This is a genomic window from Streptomyces sp. NBC_00299 (genome assembly GCF_036173045.1).
Taxonomy (GTDB): Bacteria; Actinomycetota; Actinomycetes; order Streptomycetales; family Streptomycetaceae; genus Streptomyces; species Streptomyces machairae.
The window spans coordinates 3,882,180-3,902,937 of the sequence record NZ_CP108039.1 but is presented as its reverse complement, the minus strand read 5'-3'; the positions used below and the strand labels follow the sequence as shown (position 1 = coordinate 3,902,937).

Below are 20,758 nucleotides of genomic sequence, written 5' to 3'. Positions count from 1 at the left end.
GAGGTCCCCATGCCAGCCGAGCCCCTCTCCAACGAGTCCACCGCCTTCCGTTCCGCCCTCGACGTGATCCGCGCCGTCGAGCCGCGCGTGGCCGACGCCATCGGCCAGGAGGTCGCCGACCAGCGCGAGATGCTCAAACTGATCGCCTCCGAGAACTACGCCTCCCCGGCCACCCTCCTGGCGATGGGCAACTGGTTCAGCGACAAGTACGCCGAGGGCACCGTCGGCCGCCGCTTCTACGCGGGCTGTCGCAACGTCGACACCGTCGAGTCCCTCGCCGCCGAGCACGCCCGCGAGCTCTTCGGCGCCCGCCACGCCTACGTCCAGCCCCACTCCGGCATCGACGCCAACCTCGTCGCCTTCTGGGCCGTCCTCGCCGCCCGGGTCGAGGCCCCCGCCCTGGAGAAGGCCGGCGTCCGCCAGGTCAACGACCTCACCGAGGCCGACTGGGCCGAGCTCCGCCAGGCCTTCGGCAACCAGCGCATGCTCGGCATGTCCCTGGACGCCGGCGGCCACCTCACCCACGGCTTCCGCCCGAACATCTCCGGCAAGATGTTCAACCAGCGCTCCTACGGCACCGACCCCACCACGGGCCTGATCGACTACGAGGCGCTGCGTGCCTCCGCCCGCGACTTCAAGCCGCTGATCATCGTCGCCGGCTACTCCGCCTATCCCCGTCTCGTGAACTTCCGGATCATGCGCGAGATCGCCGACGAGGTCGGTGCCACGCTCATGGTCGACATGGCCCACTTCGCGGGTCTCGTGGCCGGCAAGGTCCTCACCGGCGACTTCGACCCGGTCCCGCACGCCCAGATCGTCACCACCACCACCCACAAGTCGCTGCGCGGCCCGCGCGGCGGCATGGTCCTGTGCGACGACTCCCTCAAGGACCAGGTCGACCGCGGCTGCCCGATGGTCCTGGGCGGCCCGCTCCCGCACGTCATGGCCGCCAAGGCCGTCGCCCTGGCCGAGGCCCGCCAGGAGTCCTTCCGCGACTACGCTCAGCGCATCGTCGACAACTCCCGGGCGCTGGCCGAAGGCCTGATGCGCCGCGGCGCGACCCTCGTGACCGGCGGCACCGACAACCACCTCAACCTGATCGACGTCGCCTCCTCCTACGGCCTCACCGGCCGCCAGGCCGAAGCCGCGCTCCTCGAGTCCGGCATCGTCACCAACCGCAACGCCATCCCGGCCGACCCCAACGGCGCCTGGTACACCTCCGGCATCCGCATCGGCACCCCCGCCCTGACCACGCGTGGCCTGGGCACCGCGGAGATGGACGAGGTCGCCGCCCTCATCGACCGTGTCCTGACCACCACCGAGCCGGGCACCACCAGCAAGGGCGCCCCCTCCAAGGCTCAGCACATCCTGGACCCGAAGGTCGCCGACGAGATCTCCCACCGCGCGACCGACCTCGTGGCGGGCTTCCCGCTGTACCCGGAGGTCGACCTGGGCTGACGCCTCCGGGCCTCGTCCTGACGCTCTCAGAGATCCAGGTCGATCAACTCATGGCGTGGTTCCTCCCGCGGCGGTCCGGCTCCCGGCCGGGCCGCCGCGCGGCGTATCAGCAGCGTGCCGCCCACTCCGGTCGCGAACCCGACGGCCAGCCCCGCCACCACCCACCCGGCATCACCGATCGCCGGGCCGGGCTGCTCCGCGGCACCAGTGGCCTCGACGAGCTGCTCCTCCGTCTCTCCGAGGAGCCCTGCAAGGTCCAGCCGCTCGAAGACGGAGCGTGGCGCCCGGTGCCAGCGGATGTCGTCGTCCTCCACATCGGGAGCGAGATCCGAGCGCACCCAGGGCGTGCCGTCCCCGGCCACGAACAGCTGGTCCTGGCGCTGGATGGCCACGTCTCCTCCCGGCGGCCGGTTCGTCCGGGGCCAGCCTCCGATCCCGGTCAGTCCCCAGATCACCGTGATGCGCATCTGCGGATGACGCCCCTCGACCCAGTCCTCGGACACCCGCTCCGTCCCGACGTATGTCGGCTGCAGCAGCTGCCAGAGGCGGGCGAAGGCCGACTCGCCGGAGCGCAAGGTCGTCGTCCGTCCCGTGCCACCCGCGACGACCACCGCCACATCGGGAACGTCCCGCCCCTGCGCCGGCCCCGCCGCGGCGGCCGTCGCTGTTCCGCACAGGACCAGCGCAGCCGAGAGCGGGACCAGCAGCGCGAGTCGTGCCTTGCCACACCCACCTGGCCTCCACCATCTCCAGGCTCTCCGTCCTCCGACGCATGCCCCCACAGCTCCCCCTCACGTCTCATCAGCCCCATCAGTCCGCACAACGGGCTCACCGGTCCTTGCCGGACAGGGCATCCAAGCCCCGCCCCGGTCCGCGGTCCGCTTCTCAGGCCGCCCTCACACGTCGCGCAGCTCCTGCCTGGGCCCCGGCTCACCCCGCAAGCGCGCCAGAGTCAGCCGTGCGGCAAAGGGCCGCAGTACCAGCGCAAGCACCGCTCCGGCTGCGGCGCCCGGCAGCGCCCACCACCAGTCGGTGCCGTCACCCGACCCGGTTGACTGGGCCAGCTGCGCCTCGGTCGCGCTGTCCGTGGCGTCGGTCGCAGTGCCGGACGAGTCCTGCGCGCCCTCGCCCTCTCCGGGTGCCTTCGACTCCGGAGGGACGGCCGCCGGGCTTCCCCCGGCCGAGGTCTTGCTCATCAGGCCCAGGTCCTTGAACAGGGTGCGCAGCTGGGACGGCTGCTCGGCGCGATGCCAGGTGCCGTTCGCCGGCTGGTTGCGGCCCACAGCGGTGTGTATCCAGACGTTCCGCCCGTCGTTCATCTCGTAGACCCGGTCGAGGCGCCACGGCGTCACGTCATGGGCCATCCATGTGACGCTGACCTGGTGGGCCGCCATGAGGTCGGCCTCGGGCGGCTCGTCCCGCGTGCCCCTGCCGACGGTGCCGAGCAGCCGGTCCAGCTCGCCGTACTCCTCGTCGGAGTAGTACAGCGAAGCCGTCTTCTGGCTCTCCGATGAGGCCAGGAAGACGCTTGTCGGCCCTCCGGCCGAGGCGGGCGCCGCGCCCCACAGCAGTAGGGCGAGCGTGGCGGCCAACGCCCCCGTCATGGCCGTCAGCTCACGACACCTGCTCCTCCAGCCGCCCCCGCGACCAGGCGGCCGATCTCCCGAGCGGCCGATCTCATGTCCCCACATCCGAACCCCCAAGTCGAGCGACGCCCGTCCGGCCCGTCCCCGAGCCGCATGTCACTTCTGGTACACCGCCCGACCCGTCGGGGCTCCCACCCTCGGCCCACCATTTCCGGACCGGCTTCTTCGGGGTCGGCCTGCCTAATTCGAGGACACCTCGGCCGGCCTTTCCAGCGATCGCGCGATCTTCACCGCTCGGTCCTTCGACGCCTCACCCTCCAGCCGCAGCGTCACGATCTCGCTCCCGGCCATGTGGGTCCACAGCAACGTCGGCCCGGCCGCCCGCTCCTCGTGGGCATGGCGCCGGCCGCTCGCGTCCACCAGCCAGAAAGTCAGCAGGTGCGGTCGGGCGAACCACAAGGCCGGGTCGGTCGTGCCACCGGTCGACGTGTCGGTGCCCAGGGAGATCCATTCCGGTGGTTCGCGCACCGTCTTGGCGAAGCCGGCGTCCAGGCTCGCCCGCCGCTCGTCCAGCCGTATCGTGCGCCCGTCCTCGCGCCAGCACAGGCTCACCACGACCCGTCCCTGCGGCTCACTCGTCACCGCCACCGTGTCCGGCATGCCGAGCTCCTCCGGCACCGGCGGCTCGAACCCGGCCCGGCGCTCCGCCTCGGCGAGCGACACCGAGCGGCCGCAGCCGGGAACCCCGGCGCCGGGCGTGGGGACGGCGGACGGGTCGTACCGCACCTCGACCCCGGCGAAGTCGAACCAGTCGAACACTGCAGCCCGCACCGGGGGCGTGAGCACGAGCACCGCCAGCAGGCCGCACAGGGCCGCCGTCAGCGAACGCCACCGCGTCCGCGTCCAGCGCCGCAGCGCCCGCAGCCGTTCTGCGGCGCCCGGTGGCTCGGCCACCGGAACCGGTACCTGCTCGGCGAGCAGCTGCCCCAGCACCCGCTCGACCATCGTCTCGGCGCCGTCCGCCGCGCCCCGCGCGTCCAGCGAACGCCCGAGTGCCCGCAGCTCCGCAGGAAGCCCTTCGGCGGCGTCGCGTCGGCCGCGATCACCGGCGCCTGAGCTGCCGGCTCCCTGACCGCTCCGACCGGCGCCGGTGCCGGCCCCGGCGCCGTCACGCCCGTACGTACGCGGTCCGTCACCTTCACCCTCGGACGCCCCTGGACCGTCGCCGGCGTACGGCCTCCGTCCGTCACCCATGCTCATCACCCCCTTCCCGCGGCTGAAAATCGGGTAGCAAGCGCCCCAGCTTCCGCAGCGCGCGGTTCAGCCGGGATTTCACCGTCCCCCGCGGCCAGCCCAGGGCCTGGGCCGTCTCGGACTCGTCCATCTCCAGGAGATAGCGGTAGGTCACGACCAGGCGATGCTCCTCGCTCAGCTTCTCCAGGGCGGACTGCAGCGCGGCACGGCGCTCTATCTCCAGCGCGGCCACCGCCGGGTCCGCCGACTCCGCTATCAGGGGCTCCGCCTCCACGAATGCCGCCTCGCGCCCGGCGAGCGAGCGCTGGCGGGCCGCCGTGCGCACTGTGTTCCTCGTCTCATTGGCCACGATCGCGAGCAGCCATGGCTTGAACGCCGAGCCGTCCTTGAACCGTCCCAGCGAGCAGTACGCCTTGACGAAGGCCTGCTGCACCACGTCCTCCGCGTCCGCACCCGCCCCGAGCGCGGCGGCCGCCCTGAGCGCGATGCCCGTATGGGCCCGCACCAGCTGCGCATACGCCTCCGGCTCTCCGGCGCGTACGCGTGCGATCACCGCGGCCTCATCGACGATGCGGCCCCCCTCCCGCGTTCTCACATTCTTGGTACACCGCCCGGAGCTGATCGGTTCCCACCCGTGTCGCATCTGTTTCCGTGCCGTTCCGGATCGGCCCCCGACACCTGAGAGAATGGTGAACATGGCCTCTGATCGACCCCGCGTGCTCTCCGGAATCCAGCCCACCGCAGGCTCGTTCCACCTCGGCAACTACCTCGGCGCCGTCCGCCAGTGGGTGGCCCTGCAGGAGACCCACGACGCGTTCTACATGGTCGTCGACCTGCACGCGATCACGCTCCCGCAGGACCCCGCGGACCTGCGCGCCAATACCCGGCTCGCCGCCGCCCAGCTCCTCGCCGCCGGCCTCGACCCCGAGCGCTGCACGCTCTTCGTTCAGAGCCACGTCCCCGAGCACGCCCAGCTCGCCTGGGTCATGAACTGCCTCACCGGCTTCGGCGAGGCGTCCCGTATGACCCAGTTCAAGGACAAGTCCGCCAAGCAGGGCGCGGACCGGGCGTCGGTCGGCCTGTTCACGTACCCGATCCTGCAGGTCGCGGACATCCTGCTGTACCAGGCCAACGAGGTCCCGGTCGGCGAGGACCAGCGCCAGCACATCGAGCTCACCCGCGACCTCGCCGAGCGCTTCAACGGCCGCTTCGGCCAGACCTTCACCGTCCCGAAGCCGTACATCCTCAAGGAGACGGCGAAGATCTACGACCTTCAGGACCCGTCGATCAAGATGAGCAAGTCGGCGTCCACGCCGAAGGGCCTCATCAACCTCCTCGACGAGCCCAAGGCCACCGCCAAGAAGGTCAAGAGCGCGGTCACCGACACCGACACCGTCATCCGCTACGACGTCGCGAACAAGCCGGGCGTCAGCAACCTGCTCACGATCTACTCGACCCTCACCGGGACGGGAATCGCGGAACTGGAGCAGAAGTACGACGGCAAGGGCTACGGTGCGCTCAAGACCGACCTCGCCGAGGTCATGGTCGAGTTCGTGACGCCGTTCCGGGAGCGGACCCAGCAGTACCTGGACGACCCGGAGACGCTGGACTCGATCCTGGCCAAGGGCGCGGAGAAAGCGCGTGCCGTCGCCGCGGAGACGCTCTCCCAGGCGTACGACAGGGTGGGCTTCCTGCCCGCCAAGCACTGAGCCCGCGCCACGGCAGACGACTGGAACACGGCCGTACCACCGCGCAGCGCTGCACATCACTACGGTTGCGCCTGCCCGCAGCACTGCCGTGGCCGTACAGTCGATAGCCGAGCGACCGCATCGGCGGCCGCTCACGCTCACCAAAAGGGCATGAGTTCACAACAGGACGAGCCTCGCGAGGCGCGAGCTCACCGACAGACGACAGGAGACGACGTGGGGACCGTAACGATCGGCGTGTCGATCGCGGTCCCGGAGCCTCACGGCAGCCTGCTCCAGGAGCGGCGCGCGGGCTTCGGCGACGCCGCGGCTCACGGCATCCCCACGCACGTCACGCTCCTGCCGCCGACAGAGGTCGACGCCTCGCTGCTGCCCGCGATCGAGGCGCACCTCGTCGAGGTCGCGGCCGCCGGCCGCCCCTTCCCGATGCGGCTGTCCGGGACCGGCACCTTCCGGCCTCTCTCGCCGGTCGTCTTCGTCCAGGTCGTCGAGGGCGCCGCGGCCTGCACCTGGCTGCAGAAGCAGATCCGCCACGCCTCCGGGCCGGTCGCCCGCGAACTGCTGTTCCCGTACCACCCGCATGTCACCGTCGCGCACGGCATCGACGAGGCGTCGATGGACCGCGCCTTCGAGGAGCTGGCCGATTACCAGGCCGCATGGTCCTGCAACGGCTTCGCCCTCTACGAGCAGGGCGCCGACGGCGTGTGGCGCAGGCTGAGGGACTTCGCCTTCGGCGGCTCCGTGGTGCCGCCGCAGGCGGGGGCGGTGGAGCGCGGGTCGATCCCGGCGGGGTAGCTCCGCTGGTTTGGCGGGGGCGGTTGGTCGTTGGCTGCGGGTTCGTGTTCGTGGTCGCTGGTTGCGCAGTTCCCCGCGCCCCTGGGGGGCGTTGCCGAGCCGCGGCATTGGTGCTGTGAGCCCATTTTTATGGCTTCGCAGGTGGTTCTGGGTCGTTGATTGGCTGCGGGCTTGTGGTGGCTGGTCGCGCAGTTCCCCGCGCCCCTAGGGGGTTGTCGGGGCGCGGCATTGCTGCGACACCCCTTTTGACTTCGCTGGTTCGGCGGGGGCGGTTGGTGGTCGTCTGCGGGTTCGTGGTGGCTGGTCGCGCAGTTCCCCGCGCCCCTAGGGGCGTTGCCGGACCGTGGTATTGGTGCGGTGGCCCCTCTTCGCCGGCGGGCTCGTGGTGGCCGGTCGCGTAGTTTCCCGCGCCCCTAGGGAGTTGCAGCGGGGCCTAGATCGGCAGGCGGCGGAACATTGCTCGGGGTACGTGTCGCAGGGCTGACATCACCAGCCTGAGTGCGCCCGGGACCCATACCGTCTCCGAGCGGCGCCGTAGGCCCACTTCGATTGCCGTCGCGACTGCCTCCGGGGTGGTCGCGAGCGGGGTTTCCTCCAGGCCGGCGGTCATCTTGGACCGTACGAATCCGGGGCGGACGATCATGACGTGGACGCCGGTGCCGTGCAGGGCGTCGCCCAGGCCCTGGGTGAAGGTGTCGAGGCCGGCCTTGCTGGAGCCGTAGATGAAGTTGGCGCGCCGGGCCCGCTCGCCGGCGACCGAGGACAGGACGACCAGGGAGCCGTGGCCCTGGTTCTGGAGGGCGCTCGCGCTGACCAGGGTCGCCGACACGGCACCCGTGTAGTTGGTCTGGGCGACCCGCACCGCGCTCAGCGGCTCGCGCTCGTCGTGGGCCTGGTCGCCGAGGATCCCGAAGGCGAGCAGCACCATGTCGATGTCGCCCTCCGTGAAGACCTTGCCGAGCGCCGTCTCGTGGGACTCGGGGTCGAGGGCGTCGAAGGCCACCGTGTGCACGTCGGCCCCCAGAGCGCGCAGATCGGCCGCGGACTGCTCCAGGGCGGGCGACGGGCGGCCGGCCAGCCAGACCGTGCGGGTACGGCGCGCGATCAGGCGGCGAGCGGTGGCCAGCGCGATCTCGGACGTACCGCCGAGGACGAGCAGGGACTGGGGGAGGCCGAAGGCGTCCTTCACGACAGCTCCTAGGGATCTGAGGGTCCGGGGGATGAGGGGTTGACGGTGCGAGAGGTCCGTACGGTGCGAGAGGTCCGGTGGCCGGTGCTACAGGCTCAGGCGGCGGGCCAGGTCGGACACGAACACGCCGTGCGGGTCCACCTCCGCGCGCAGCGCGCGGAAGGCGTTCAGGCGGGGGTACATCGCGGCGAGCAACTCGGGCCGCAGGCGGGAGTCCTTGGCGAGGTACACGCGCCCGCCCGCCGCGGCCACCTCCTCGTCCAGCGCGTCGAGGAGAGTGCAGAGGCCGGGCAGGCCGGCCGGGATGTCCAGGGCCAGGGTCCAGCCGGGCGCGGGGAAGGAAAGCCAGCCGGGGTCGGCCTCCCCGAAGCGTTTGAGGACGGCCAGGAAGGATGGGCAGCGGTGCTCGGAGATGCGCCGCACGATCCGGCGCAGCGTCTCCTCCTGGCCGTGTCCGACGACGAACTGGTACTGCACGAAGCCGCCCCGGCCGTAGATCCGGTTCCAGTGCGGGACGCCGTCCAGCGGGTGGAAGAAGGCGGAGAGCCGCTGCAGTTCGCCGGTACGCGCGCGTGGCGCCTTGCGGTACCAGAGCTCGTTGAACCAGCCCACGGTACGGCGGTTCAGCAGGCCCTCCGGCAGGAACGCGGGCGCGGCCGGCAGACGGGAGGGGCGGAAGGCGAGCGGGTCTCGCCACGCGCGTGTGCGTTCGCGCACCGCCTCCAGGGGCGCGTGGTCGCCGCGGGTGAGCACCGCGCGGCCCGTCGCCGCGCCGCGTGCCAGCAGGTCGATCCACGCCACCGAGTAGCGGTAGTGGTCGTCGGTGGCGGCCAGGCGTGCCATGAGGTCGTCGAGGTCCCGCGCGCGTTCCGTGTCGACCGACATCAGCGAGGTCTGCACCGGCTGGAGTTGGAGCGTGGCCGTCAGGATCACGCCGGTCAGGCCCATGCCGCCGGTGGTCGCGTCGAACAGGGGCGTGCCGCGCCGCACGGTGCGGATCTCGCCGTCGGCGGTGAGGAGTTCCAGTGACAGGACGTGCCGGGAGAAGGCGCCCGAGACGTGGTGGTTCTTGCCGTGGATGTCGGCCCCGATGGCGCCGCCGACCGTCACATAGCGGGTTCCGGGCGTCACCGGCACGAACCAGCCGAGCGGGAGCAGCACTTCCATGAGCCGGTGCAGGGAGACGCCCGCGTCGCAGGCCACGACGCCGCCGTCGGCGTCGATCGCGTGGATGCGGTCCAGGCCGGTCATGTCGAACACCGCGCCCCCGGCGTTCTGTGCCGCGTCCCCGTACGCCCGCCCCAGGCCCCTCGGGATGCCTCCGCGCGCCCCGCAGCCCCGGACGGCGGCCGCCGCCTCCTCGTACGTCCTGGGGCGGATCAGGCGGGCTGTCGTGGGGGCGGTGCGGCCCCATCCCGTGACGGAGACGGTGTCGGCAGACATGTCGGCGACCGTAGCGCCCGTCTCTGAGGGATTACTTCTGAAACATCCAGCTTCTCCCCGAAATGGGTGATTAATGGGATGTCGCTCAATATTGCCGTAATTCTGGCCCTGTGGGCGTGAACAGTGAGTCCACATGGACCAGCTCGACGACATCGATCAGCGAAGCCTTCGGGGCGCGGACCGCCGAATCCTTTCCGCACTCCATGCCCGTGGCGGCGACCCACGGGTCGCCGCCGCCGCTCGTGCCCTCTCCCGGGCGGGCGAGCACGGCGCGCTGTGGCTGGCGGCAGGCGTCGCGGGGGCCGCTGTGGACGGTGCGCGACGTGGCGCATGGTTGCGCGGGACGGCGCTCACCGCGGGTGCGCACCTCGTCAGCATGGGTGTGAAACGGGTGGTGCGCCGCCCGCGTCCGGCGCATGTCGAGCCCCTGGTGCGCACCCTCGGCCGGCACTCCTTCCCCAGCTCCCACGCGGCCTCCGCGGCGGCTGCCGCCGTCGCCTACGGCGCGCTCGGCGCGTACATGATCGTGCCGCTCGCCGCCGCGATGTGCGTGTCGCGCCTGGTCGTCGGGGTGCACTACCCCTCGGACGTGGCGGCAGGCATGGCGCTCGGGGCGCTCACGGCGCGCGCCGGGGCGCGCTGGATGAGCACGGGGGACGCCCGTGCCTGAGACCGCGCACCTGACAAGCGCCGCGCGCATCAGGCAGGCGGCGCTCCACGAGCAGCGCACACCCCCGCGGCGGGCCGTACCACCACCTCGCAGAGGTGACCTCCGCGCGCTGCTGAAAGGCCTCCTCAAGACCGCGCGCCCCAAGCAGTGGATCAAGAACATCCTGGTCATCGCCGCCCCGGCCGCCGCCGGTCGGCTCTTCTCGGCCCACGCCCTCACCCAACTCGCACTCGTCTTCGCCCTCTTCACCGCCAGTGCCGCCGCCGTCTACCTGATCAACGACGCCCGCGACGCCGAGGCGGACCGCGCGCACCCCACCAAGCGCCACCGCCCGGTCGCCGCCGGACAGGTCCCCGTGCCGGTCGCCTACGCCGTAGGAGGCACCCTGGCCGCCCTCGCGCCGACCGCCGCGGCCTGGTTGACCTCACCGGCCGTCGCGGCCCTGCTCGCGGCGTACATCGGCATGCAACTGGCCTACTGCGTCAGCCTCAAGCACGTCCTGGTCGTCGACCTCGCCGTCGTCACGACCGGGTTCCTGATGCGGGCGATGATCGGCGGGCTCGCGCTGGGCATTCCGCTGTCGCGCTGGTTCCTGATCACGACCGGGTTCGGGGCGCTGTTCATGGTGTCGGCCAAGCGGTACTCCGAAGCCGTGCAGATGGCCGGGAAAGCGGGCGCCACGCGCGCGTTGCTCACCGAGTACACCACCGGCTATCTGCGCTTCGTCTGGCAGCTGGCGGCCGGGGTCGCCGTGCTCGCCTACTGCCTGTGGGCCCTGGAGGAGGGCGGCGTCCCGCACGCGAGCGTGCTGCCCTGGCGCCAGCTGTCCATGGTCGCCTTCATCCTCGCCATCCTGCGCTACGCCGTCTTCGCCGACCGCGGTACCGCGGGCGAACCCGAGGACGTCGTCCTGCGCGACCGCGCGCTCGCCCTCATCGGCGTGGTGTGGCTGGCCATGTACGGGTTGGCGGTGGCCAATTGGTAGGCACGCGTGTGTGGAGGGGCCGGCGCGAAGTGGCCGGCACGCGTGCGTGGGGCGGCGGGGGTGAGGGGGTCGGGACGCCTGTGGCTGAGCTCGGGGGTGACGGGGATGGCCTGCGTGAGGGGGAGAGCGGGGGTGGGTGAGGGAGTCGGCACGCGTGTGGGGGAGCCCTGGGGTGAGGCGGGGGGTACGCGTGTGTGGGAGCGGGAGCGGGAGCGGGAGGGCGGGGGCGAGGCGGGTGGCACGCGTGTGTGGGGTGACCGGCGTGAACTCCTCGGCTTCGCCACCGTCGGCCTGCTCGCCTACGCCGTCGACCTCGCCCTCTTCACCTGGCTGCGAGGCCCGGCCGCCCACGGCCCCCTCACCGCCAAGGCCCTCTCCTTCGTGGCCGCCTGCACGGTCGCGTACGCCGGGAACGCCCTCGGCACCTACCGCCACACCCACCCGAGGGGCCTGCGCCCCTACGCCCTCTTCCTCGTGGTGAACGCCGGCGGGGCGGCCGTACAGCTGCTGTGTCTCACCGTGAGCCACTACGGGCTCGGCTTCACCTCCCAGCGCGCGGACACGGTCTCCGGAGCCGGAATCGGGATGGTGCTGGCTACGGTCCTGCGGTTTTGGGGCACTCGCACATTGGTCTTCCGGAGGGAGGGCAGAGTCGGATCATGGACTGGCTGAAGAAGCTCCCCGTCGTCGGGTCCGCGGTGACCAGGCTGATGACCACGCACGCGTGGCGGTCGTACGAGCGTATGGACCGGGTGCATTGGACACGGCTGGCCGCCGCGATGACGTTCACCAGTTTCGTGGCGCTGTTCCCGCTGCTCACCGTGGCCGCGACGATCGCTGCCGCGACGCTGAGCACGGAGCAGCAGACCAAGCTCGAGGACAAGATCGCCGACCAGGTGCCCGGCATCTCCGACCAGCTCAACATCGAAGCGCTGGTGCAGAACGCCGGCACCATCGGCCTCATCGCCGGTGCTGCCCTGCTGTTCACCGGCATCGGCTGGGTCACCGCCACGCGCGAGTGCCTGCGCGCGGTGTGGGAGCTCCCCGACGACGAGGAGAACCCCATCCTGCGCAGGGCCAAGGACGCGGGCGTCCTCCTCGGCCTCGGCGGCGCCGTACTCGTGACGATCGCGGCCTCCACGGTCGCCTCCGCCCTGGTCGGCTGGATCACCCGGCAGCTGGGCATCGACGAGGGCGGCTGGGGCGGGATCCTGCTGCAGATCGCCGCGATCCTGGTCGCCGTACTCGCCAACTTCCTGCTTCTGCTGTACGTGCTGACCCTGCTGCCCGGCGTCGAACCGCCGCGCCGCCGGCTCATGGTGGCCGCACTGATCGGCGCGATCGGGTTCGAGCTGCTGAAGCTCCTGCTGAGCGGCTATATGCAGGGCGTGGCCACGAAGAGCATGTACGGCGCGTTCGGCGTGCCCGTCGCCCTGCTGCTGTGGATCAACTTCACCTCGAAGCTGGTGGTGTTCTGCGCCGCCTGGACGGCGACGCAGAGCAAGGAGGTCGAGCTCGCCGACGAGTCCGAAGACCCCGGCGAGCCCGAGACGAGTGAGTCCGGGAAGGACGAACCCGGGAAGGGGCTGCCCGGAAAGGGGCAGTCCGGGCAGCCCGAGGTCAGGAACGGCCCCGACGCCGCACCAGGTCGGGCAGCGGCCACCGGCGGTTGATCAGGAACGCGCCCGCCGCGAGCAGCACCAGCGCCCCGCCGGTGATCCCGAGCGCGACCCCGACGCCGCTCGAGCCGTCCGCGGCCGAGGCACCCACCGCCGACTTCGAGGACTTCTCGGCGTCCCCGGTGCCGCCGGCCTCCCCGGAGTCGTTCGCACCCGGCTGGGCGGTGGCCTGCGCCGCGCTCTTCGGCGGCACCAGCTCACCCACCGGCTGCACCTTGCCGGCCGCCTGGAAGCCCCAGTCGAAGAGCCTCGCGGTCTCCTTGTAGACCTCGTTGTGCTCGCTCTTCTCCGGGTTCATCACGGTGACGAGCAGCACCTTGCCGTCGCGCTCGGCGACGCCGGTGAAGGTGGAGCCGGCGTTCGTGGTGTTGCCGTTCTTGACACCCGCGATGCCCTGGTAGACGGAGATGTCGGAGTCGCCGCTGAGCAGCCGGTTGGTGTTCTGGATCTCGAAGGTCTCCCGGACGGACTTGCCCTTCTTGTTCTTCTTCGTCTCGCCCGGGAACTTGGCGCTGACGGTCGAGCAGTACTCCCGGAAGTCCTTCTTCTGCAGCCCCGAGCGGGCGATCAGCGTCAGGTCGTACGCCGACGAGACCTGGCCCGGAGCGTCGTAGCCGTCGGGGGACACCGCATGCGTGTCGAGGGCCTGCAGTTCCTCGGCGTGCTCGTTCATCTCCTTGACGGTGTTGTCGATTCCGCCGTTCATCTTCGACAGCACGTGCACGGCGTCGTTGCCGGAGCGCAGGAAGACCCCGAGCCACAGGTCGTGGACGCTGTACGTCTCGCCCTCCTTTATCCCGACCATGCTGGAGCCGGACCCGATGTCCGCCAGGTCGGACGGGACGACCTTGTGCTCCGTGGACTTCGGGAACTTCGGCAGCACCGTGTCGGCGAACAGCATCTTCATGGTGCTCGCGGGCGCGAGCCGCCAGTGCGCGTTGTGCGCGGCGAGCACGTCGCCGGACTCGGCGTCGGCGATGACCCAGGAGCGAGCGGTCAGGTCCTTGGGCAGGACGGGGACGCCGCCCGCGAGGTTCGCCTGGGTGCCGGGCCGCCCCAGCCGCTCGCCGCCCACGGTCGACATGTTCGCCGGGGGAGTGGCCGACGGACTCGTACTCGGTGACGGCTTGGGGGCCGCGTAGGAGACGGGCGCGGTCAGCGCGAGGGACGACACGACGGCTGAAGTGACCAGCAGGGCTCGCCCGGTGGTCTTCTTGGGTGCGGACACGAGCGAGAACGTACATGCCGTTCCCATGGAAGTCCCGCTTCTGCCCCCACCCCGCTCGGAGGGCCGGACACGCGACGGCGATACTGAACGCATGAAGCTCAGCCGCCCCGTCTCCTGGTTCCTGCTCGCCTTCGGGGTGTGGAGCTGGGTCATCTGGGTCACTTTCGTCAAAAACCTGATCAAGGACAGCAGCGGGCTCGCGTTCGACGACGGTCACCCGACGGCGTACTTCTGGGTGCATCTGCTGCTCGCCGTCGTCTCCTTCGTATTGGGGACGGTCGTCGGGGTCATCGGGTTGCGTGGAGTGCGCGCACTGCGCCGGACGTCATAGGAACTCGGCCATCGCGCCGGGCGTTCACTCAGCACGCAACGGAAAGGGAACGTCGGCGTGGTCATCGTCTTCGCGCTTGTCGCACTGCTGGTGCTGTCCGTCCTGGTGGCGGGCAACTGGTGGCTGTGGCGCCGTCTGTTCCGCGACACGACCCGCGGCCCCGGGTTCGTGCGCCGCGCGGGCGTGGTGGTCATCGCCGGTGGCTGGGCGCTGACGATCGGGGCCCTGGTCGCCGAGCGCTCGGGCGCGCCCTTCTGGCTCCAGCAGGTCCTGGCCTGGCCGGGCTTCCTGTGGCTGGCGCTGTCGATGTACCTGATGTTGGGTGTGCTGGCCGGTGAGGTAGTACGGCCACTGCTGCGACGGTGGCTCGAGCGGCGGGCGCGCGCGGGTGAGTCCGAGCCCAAGCCGGTGCCGGCGGGTGTGGCGCCGGTCACGTCACCCGACACGGGGGCAGCCGACCGCCAGACCCTCACCCACGCGTCCGGCCCGACGCCGATGCGTACGGCCGCCCCGGACTCGGCGCCTACGGCCGTTCCGACCGGGGAGCCTGCGACGGGCTCGACCACGGCGCCCACGACAGTCCCGGCCACGGCGCCCACGACAGTCCCGGCCACGGCGCCCGCGGCGGGTCCCGCCACGGCACCTACGACAGGTTCGACCGCGGCGCCTTCGACGAGCGCTACCGCAGCGACCAAGACCGGCGCGGCCCCGGCGCTCACGACCGACCCGTCTCCGACCCTCACCACCAGCCCGTCCTCGGCGCCCGTGACGGACCCGATCCCGACATCCGCGAACGGATCGGCCCCGGCGCCTGCCAACGGGGCGGCTCCGGCGTCCGCGAACGGATCGGCCCCGGCGTCTGCGAACGGGGCGGCCCCGACATCCGCGAACGGATCGGCGCCGACAACCGCGACCGACCCCACCCCGGCCTCCACCCCCGACCCCACAGCCCCTTCCCGCCCCCTGGCCACCCCCACCCGCCGCCTCTTCGTCTCCAGAGTCCTCGCCGGTGCCGCCGCCGCAGCTGCCGTAGGGACCGTCGGTTATGGCACGTACGGAGTGGTGCGCGGCCCCAAGGTGAAGCGGGTCACCGTCCCGCTGGCCAAGCTTCCGCGCGCGGCGCACGGTTACCGGATCGCCGTCGTCAGCGACATCCATCTGGGCCCGGTTCTGGGCCGCGGTTTCGCGCAGAAGGTCGTCGACACGATCAACGGCACGCAGCCCGACATGATCGCGGTGGTCGGCGACCTGGTGGACGGCAGCGTGAAGGACCTCGGCCCTGCCGCGGCCCCGCTCGCCGGGCTCCGGGCGAGACATGGCGCGTTTTTCGTCACCGGCAACCACGAGTACTTCTCGGGCGCCGAGCAGTGGGTCGAGGAGGTACGCCGCCTGGGCCTGCGCCCCCTGGAGAACGCCCGCACGGAACTGCCCCACTTCGACCTGGCCGGCGTCAACGACGTTGCGGGCGAGAGCGAGGGCCAGGGCCCCGACTTCGCCAAGGCCCTCGGCGACCGGGACACGGCACGCGCGTGCGTGCTCCTCGCCCACCAGCCGATCCAGATCCACGACGCCGTCGACCACGGCGTCGACCTCCAGCTCTCCGGCCACACCCACGGCGGCCAGCTCTGGCCGGGCAATCTCGTCGCGGAGCTGGCGAACCCGACCCTGGCCGGTCTGGACCGGTACGGCGACACCCAGCTGTACGTCAGCCGGGGTGCGGGCGCCTGGGGCCCTCCGACGCGCGTGGGCGCCCCCTCGGACATCACGGTGATCGAGCTGGCGTCCCGTCAGGCCTGACGAGGGCTGCCCGGTCGGCGCCAGGCCCGCCCAACTCGCCTCTCCCGGCCTGTGAATGAACTACGGACCACCTGTGAAACACGGCCGAAACGCCCGTAGGTAAGTTCTTTCCCATGTCACCAGAATCCTCTTCCCCCTGCTGAAAAACGTGTGATTAGGTGTGCGCGCTGCCAAGGGGAGGCGGCGCAATTACTGCTCATGCGGGGCCCGTTCAGGGCCGGGGAGAGGGCACACCCATGCGTTCGGTTCGCATGCGGATTCTCGCGACGCTGCTCGTGCTGGCGGCCGTGGGAGTGGGCGGCTGGCAGCTGTTGCCGTCGCAGCGGGACGAGAACAGGACCATCGCGGTCGGCACGACGGACGCCGTCACGTCGCTCGACCCGGCCGGCGCCTATGACGCCGGCTCGTGGGCGCTGTTCAACAACGTCTTCCAGTCACTGCTGACGTTCGAGCCGGGCGGGGTCACACCCGTGCCGGACGCGGCCCAGAGCTGCGAGTTCGTCGGCAGTGACCTGAGTACGTACCGCTGCGAGCTGCGCGAGGGACTCACCTTCCCGAGCGGGCGCGCCATGACCGCGCAGGACGTCAAGTACTCCTTCGACCGGGTCAAGCGGATCAAGTCGGACGTCGGCCCGTCCTCCCTGCTGGACACCCTCGGCTCGGTGAGTGCCGGCGGCCGTACGGTCACCTTCCAACTGTCGTCGCCCGACGCGACGTTCCCGCTCAAGGTGGCCACCGGGGCGGGCGCGATCGTCGACCGTGAGAAGTACCCGGCCGACGCGCTGCGCACCGACAACGCTGTCGACGGCACCGGCCCGTACACCCTGACCGCGTATACGAAGGACAACAAGGCAGTCCTCGCGCCCAACTCCCTCTACAAAGGCGCCCTCAAGGGAACCGGCCGCCCCGTCGAGCTGCGTTACTACTCCGACGCGGACACCCTCGACAGCGCGTGGAAGGCGAAGCGGATCGACGTCGCCACCCGCACGCTGCCGCCCGAGGTCCTCGCCGCTCTGAACTCCGCCGACCCGGACCAGCGCGTCTCCGAGGCCGACAGCTCCGAGATCCGCAATCTGTACTTCAACACCCGGGCGGGCTCGCCGCTGCACGACGTCCGGGTGCGGCAGGCCCTGGCCTGGCTGATCGACCGCGAGCGGCTGGCGGCCACGGTCTACAAGGGGACCGTGGACCCGCTGTTCTCGCTGATCCCCACGGGCATCACCGGCCACACCACGTCGTTCTTCGACAGCTACCCCAGCCTGAGCCCCATCAAGGCGCGCGCCCTGCTCGACGAGGCCGGCGTCAGCCTGCCCGTCCGCTTCACCTACGGCTACGCCACCGGCCGGGGCGCCGCGACCGCCGAGGAGGCCGCGGAGCTCAAGCGGCAGTTGGAGGCGAGCGGACTGTTCAAGGTGACGGTCAAGGGCTATGAGTGGACCGACTTCCAGAAGCGCTGGGCGGGCGGCAAGCTCGACGCGTACGCCGTCGGCTGGGTCGCCGACTTCCCCGACCCGGACACCTACGGCGGCCCGCTCGTCGGCACCAAGAGCAGCATGAACACCGGTTACAGCGACAAGGCCGTCGACCGGCTGATCACGGCCAGTCAGCAGTACGCCGACCGCAGCGAGGCCACGAAGGACTTCCGCTCGCTGCAGGAGGCCGTCGCCCGCGACGTCCCCGTGATCCCGCTGTGGCAGGCCAAGGAGTACGTGGTCACCAGCGAGGACGTCGGCGGCGGCCAGTATCTGTCGGACGGCACCGGTCTCTTCCGCCTCTGGAGCCTCAACTGGATCTGACGTCTCACCTGATCTTGACGTCCCATCCGACCCCTGACGTCCCATCCGAGCCCTGACGCCGCACCCGGATCTGACGCGATCTCGCGCCCTTGACATCCGCCCGGTGATGCCAGGGACCACTCGGCGCTGCACCATGTGTCGAAGGTGTGCGCGGGGTGAGGAGCAAACGTGCTGAGACGCAACGCCTTCCGGCTGCCCCGGCATCCGGCGTCGGTAGGTCTCGCCCGGCGCCGGGTCCGGGACCACCTGGCCGACTGGGGGCACGGGCAGAGGGATGCGGCGCTGGAGGACGCGGTGCTGCTCGTCTCCGAACTGGCCACCAACGTCGTACGCCACGGCCCTCTGCTGGAGCGCGAGTTCGAGGTCGCCGTGACCGCACTCGCCGACGGTTCCTGTCTGATCGAGGTGTCGGACGAGGGCCAATACGCGCCGCGCCTGCGGTCGGTGGGGGAGTCGGAGGAGGCCGGCCGCGGCCTGCACCTGGTGGAGAACCTGGCCGCGGCGTGGGGCGTGTGGAGCCGGGGGCGGCACGGCAAGACGGTGTGGGCACTCGTCCTCGCCGACGCCAGCTCATAACTCACCGCGAAGGCAGCGTGACCGTCACCGCCAGCCCCTCACCCGGCGCGGTCCGCACCGCGACCTCCCCGCAGTGCGCCTCCACCACCCCCTGCACGATCGCCATCCCCAGCCCGCTGCCCGCGGCCCCGCCGGCCCGGAAGAACCGGTCGAAGACACGTGCCGCGTCCTCTTGGCACAGCCCCGGCCCCTTGTCCACGACACACAGCCGTACGACCCCGTCCTCCCGCTCCACCCCCAGCCGCACCGGCACATCGGCCGGCGTGTGCGTGCGGACGTTGCTCAGCAGGTTGCCCAGCACCTGCCGCAGCCCCGACTCGTCGGCGTGCACGAGCAGCGTGCCGTCGGCGTCGACGGCGATGGGCCGCTCCGGCTGCTGCACCCGCAGGTCCTCGGCGGCCTCGCGCACGAGGCGGCTCAAGTCGACGTTGCGCAGGCGCAGTTCGGGCCGCTGGTCGAGGCGGGCAAGGGTGAGCAGCTCGTCGACGAGGCGCCCCATGCGGTCGACCTCGCCGTTCATCCGGTCCCAGGCCCGTCTGCGCTCGGCCGGGTCGGTGAGCATCCCTTTGTCGTACAGCTGGAGGTAGCCGCGTATCGCGGACAGCGGGGTGCGCAGTTCGTGCGAGGCGTCGCCTACGAACCGGCGCAGCTGGGCCGTGCTGCGCTCGCGCGTGCGGTAGGCCGACTCGACCTGGTGGAGCATGGAGTTGAGGGCGACCCGGAGCTGTTCGACCTCCAGGGTCGGGTCGCGGCTGGAGGGGACGCGCCGGGTCAGATCGCCCTCGGCGATCGCCGACGACGTCTCCACCATGTCCTCCAGCGGGCGCATCCGGCGGCGCACGCTGAACATCGTCAGACAGCCGAGCAGGGCGAGCAGCAGGGCACCCACGGCGAGGTCCATCCGCAGTGCCTTGCCCATGCCCTCGTGCAGGCCCTCGGTCGGCATGGCGATCAGCACGACGGTGCCGTCCGACAGCCGTGCGCCGACCATCCGGTGGCGGTCACCCTCGACTCGTACGTCCCGTGGCTCCTCGTCTGCGGCGAAGGCGACCGGGTCCTTCGCGGCGGCGGCGAGGGCGTGCTGCCGGGGCGTCGGCTGCAAGGGGCCCAGGGCCACCGGCTTCCCGCCGGAGCCGACCGCGACGTACACCATGCTCGGGCTCGGCAGCGGATCGGTGTCCGTGGCTCCGCCGCCGTTGAACCTGTCCAGCGCGATGCCCAGTTCGCTCAGCGACTCGATCTGCCGCAGGGTGAACCCGGCGTTCTGCAGGGCGGTCCGCGCCCCCTGGAGTTCGGTGTCCACCTTGTCGAGCAGGTAGAACCGCGCGGTCATCAGGCTGACCGCGGTCGCCACGACGATGCCGACGGCCAGCAGCGCGACGTTCGCCAGCGTCAGCTTGCCGCGCAGCGAGTGGATGCCGCGCCGGCGGCAGACGTCGAGGATCCCGGCGAGCCTCATGCCAGCCTGTATCCGACGCCGCGCCGGGTGGTGATCACCGGCGGTCCCAGGGTGTCCAGCTTGCGCCGCAGATAGCTGATGTAGGTCTCCACGACGGTCGACTCGGGCGGCGTGTGCTCGTACTGCCAGACGTGGCGCAGGAGTTGCTCCTTGGGCACGATCCGGCCGCCGTTGCGCACCAGGAAGCGCAGCAGGGCGTACTCGGTCGGGGTGAGTTCGACGGTGCGGCCCGCGCGGTGCACGGAGTACGTCGTCTCGTCCAGCTCCAGGTCGCCGTACCGCAGGGGCGGGCGCTGCGGCAGGACGTCGGCCGGGCGGGTGCGGCGCAGCACCGCCGTGACGCGGGCGATGACCTCGTCGATGTTGAACGGCTTGGTGATGTAGTCGTCGCCGAAGCCGAGGGCGCCGACGATCTCGGCGGGGGAGTCGCGCGCGGTGAGGAAGACGAGCGCCAGGTCGGGGCGCCGCTCGCGCAGTTCACGCCCCAGTGCCCGGCCGTCCCCGTCCGGGAGCATGACGTCGAGCAGCGCCGCGTCGGGGCAGGTGCGCTCGACCAGCGTGAGCGCCTCGCGGACCGTGCCCGCGGTCATGACCTCGAAGCGGTGGTAGCGCAGGGCGATCGCGAGGACGTCCGCGATGCTCTCCTCGTCCTCCACGATCAGCACGGTGCCGGAAGCCGTCGTCATGCCCCCAGTATCGGTGGCGCCACTGACAGTCGGGTGGGCCGGCCGCTTTGGAGTTCCTTGAGAGTCATGGCCATTGCCTGCCACGCGCGCGCGGCGCCGCCAATCCTGTTGCCCAGGACC

At 71.3% G+C, this 20,758-nt stretch carries 20 protein-coding genes; 11 read left to right on the top strand and 9 right to left on the bottom strand.

The window, feature by feature from the left end:
- Positions 1-9: 9 nt before the first annotated feature.
- The gene (locus OHT51_RS16910; RefSeq protein ID WP_328879782.1) at positions 10-1,458 is read left to right on the top strand and encodes a glycine hydroxymethyltransferase; all 1,449 of its coding nucleotides are present in this window, start codon (positions 10-12) and stop codon (positions 1,456-1,458) included.
- A 26-nt stretch (positions 1,459-1,484) separates the two neighbouring features.
- Here the strand turns inward: OHT51_RS16910 and OHT51_RS16905 are convergent, their stop codons facing one another.
- From OHT51_RS16905 to OHT51_RS16890, 4 genes are all read right to left on the bottom strand, one after another.
- Positions 1,485-2,135 carry a hypothetical protein gene (locus OHT51_RS16905; RefSeq protein ID WP_328884349.1) on the bottom strand — a complete coding sequence of 217 codons (651 nt, stop codon included), beginning with the start codon at positions 2,133-2,135 and terminating at the stop codon, positions 1,485-1,487.
- Between the two features lie 219 nt (positions 2,136-2,354).
- Entirely contained in the window at positions 2,355-3,062 is a 708-nt protein-coding gene (locus OHT51_RS16900; protein ID WP_328879781.1) for a hypothetical protein, read from the bottom strand.
- A gap of 222 nt (positions 3,063-3,284) precedes the next feature.
- Positions 3,285-4,304, bottom strand: a complete 1,020-nt coding sequence (locus tag OHT51_RS16895; RefSeq protein WP_328879780.1) for a hypothetical protein — start codon at positions 4,302-4,304, stop codon at positions 3,285-3,287.
- The gene (locus tag OHT51_RS16890) at positions 4,291-4,851 is read right to left on the bottom strand and encodes an RNA polymerase sigma factor (protein WP_328879779.1); all 561 of its coding nucleotides are present in this window, start codon (positions 4,849-4,851) and stop codon (positions 4,291-4,293) included. The genes OHT51_RS16895 and OHT51_RS16890 overlap by 14 nt, the downstream gene beginning before the upstream one ends.
- A gap of 142 nt (positions 4,852-4,993) precedes the next feature.
- On the opposite strand from OHT51_RS16890, the gene trpS reads away from it, so the two are divergent.
- Positions 4,994-6,007 carry a tryptophan--tRNA ligase gene (gene trpS / locus OHT51_RS16885; RefSeq protein WP_328879778.1) on the top strand — a complete coding sequence of 338 codons (1,014 nt, stop codon included), beginning with the start codon at positions 4,994-4,996 and terminating at the stop codon, positions 6,005-6,007.
- 213 nt (positions 6,008-6,220) lie between these two features.
- Entirely contained in the window at positions 6,221-6,799 is a 579-nt protein-coding gene (locus tag OHT51_RS16880) for a 2'-5' RNA ligase family protein (protein ID WP_328879777.1), read from the top strand.
- Positions 6,800-7,232: 433 nt separating this feature from the next.
- Here OHT51_RS16880 and OHT51_RS16875 read toward each other — a convergent pair whose 3' ends face one another.
- Both OHT51_RS16875 and OHT51_RS16870 read right to left on the bottom strand, forming a co-directional pair.
- Positions 7,233-7,988, bottom strand: coding sequence for a decaprenylphospho-beta-D-erythro-pentofuranosid-2-ulose 2-reductase (locus OHT51_RS16875; RefSeq protein ID WP_328879776.1), 756 nt, complete (start codon positions 7,986-7,988; stop codon positions 7,233-7,235).
- 87 nt (positions 7,989-8,075) lie between these two features.
- Positions 8,076-9,431, bottom strand: a complete 1,356-nt coding sequence (locus OHT51_RS16870; protein ID WP_328879775.1) for an FAD-binding oxidoreductase — start codon at positions 9,429-9,431, stop codon at positions 8,076-8,078.
- Between the two features lie 133 nt (positions 9,432-9,564).
- Between OHT51_RS16870 and OHT51_RS16865 the strand changes: the two genes are divergently transcribed.
- The 4 genes from OHT51_RS16865 to OHT51_RS16850 all read left to right on the top strand — a co-directional run bounded on the left by OHT51_RS16865 (position 9,565) and on the right by OHT51_RS16850 (position 12,759).
- Positions 9,565-10,101 carry a phosphatase PAP2 family protein gene (locus OHT51_RS16865; RefSeq protein ID WP_328879774.1) on the top strand — a complete coding sequence of 179 codons (537 nt, stop codon included), beginning with the start codon at positions 9,565-9,567 and terminating at the stop codon, positions 10,099-10,101.
- Positions 10,094-11,086, top strand: a complete 993-nt coding sequence (locus OHT51_RS16860; protein ID WP_328879773.1) for a decaprenyl-phosphate phosphoribosyltransferase — start codon at positions 10,094-10,096, stop codon at positions 11,084-11,086. Before OHT51_RS16865 ends, OHT51_RS16860 begins: the two co-directional genes overlap by 8 nt.
- A 246-nt stretch (positions 11,087-11,332) precedes the next feature.
- A complete protein-coding gene (locus tag OHT51_RS16855; protein WP_328884348.1) occupies positions 11,333-11,758 on the top strand; it encodes a GtrA family protein in 426 nt (141 codons plus the stop codon).
- Positions 11,746-12,759 carry a YihY/virulence factor BrkB family protein gene (locus OHT51_RS16850; RefSeq protein WP_328879772.1) on the top strand — a complete coding sequence of 338 codons (1,014 nt, stop codon included), beginning with the start codon at positions 11,746-11,748 and terminating at the stop codon, positions 12,757-12,759. Before OHT51_RS16855 ends, OHT51_RS16850 begins: the two co-directional genes overlap by 13 nt.
- Here OHT51_RS16850 and OHT51_RS16845 read toward each other — a convergent pair.
- Entirely contained in the window at positions 12,707-13,993 is a 1,287-nt protein-coding gene (locus tag OHT51_RS16845) for a D-alanyl-D-alanine carboxypeptidase family protein (protein ID WP_328879771.1), read from the bottom strand. The two genes, OHT51_RS16850 and OHT51_RS16845, sit on opposite strands and share 53 nt — an antisense overlap.
- 91 nt (positions 13,994-14,084) lie before the next feature.
- Here OHT51_RS16845 and OHT51_RS16840 point away from each other — a divergent pair, with 91 nt between their 5' ends.
- The 4 genes from OHT51_RS16840 (at position 14,085) to OHT51_RS16825 (ending at position 18,493) form a co-directional block, all read left to right on the top strand.
- Complete coding sequence (locus OHT51_RS16840; protein ID WP_062702372.1) at positions 14,085-14,324, top strand: SCO4848 family membrane protein; 240 nt, start codon at positions 14,085-14,087, stop codon at positions 14,322-14,324.
- Positions 14,325-14,447: 123 nt separating this feature from the next.
- Entirely contained in the window at positions 14,448-16,121 is a 1,674-nt protein-coding gene (locus tag OHT51_RS16835) for a metallophosphoesterase (RefSeq protein WP_443052714.1), read from the top strand.
- A 236-nt stretch (positions 16,122-16,357) separates the two neighbouring features.
- Positions 16,358-17,917, top strand: a complete 1,560-nt coding sequence (locus OHT51_RS16830; RefSeq protein WP_328879769.1) for an ABC transporter substrate-binding protein — start codon at positions 16,358-16,360, stop codon at positions 17,915-17,917.
- Positions 17,918-18,085: 168 nt separating this feature from the next.
- Positions 18,086-18,493 (top strand): ATP-binding protein, encoded by a 408-nt coding sequence (locus OHT51_RS16825; RefSeq protein WP_328879768.1) that lies wholly within the window; start codon positions 18,086-18,088, stop codon positions 18,491-18,493.
- 1 nt (position 18,494) lies between these two features.
- Here OHT51_RS16825 and OHT51_RS16820 read toward each other — a convergent pair whose 3' ends face one another.
- A complete protein-coding gene (locus OHT51_RS16820; RefSeq protein WP_328879767.1) occupies positions 18,495-19,952 on the bottom strand; it encodes a sensor histidine kinase in 1,458 nt (485 codons plus the stop codon).
- Positions 19,949-20,638, bottom strand: a complete 690-nt coding sequence (locus tag OHT51_RS16815; protein ID WP_328879766.1) for a response regulator transcription factor — start codon at positions 20,636-20,638, stop codon at positions 19,949-19,951. The genes OHT51_RS16820 and OHT51_RS16815 overlap by 4 nt, the downstream gene beginning before the upstream one ends.
- Positions 20,639-20,758: the final 120 nt, after the last annotated feature.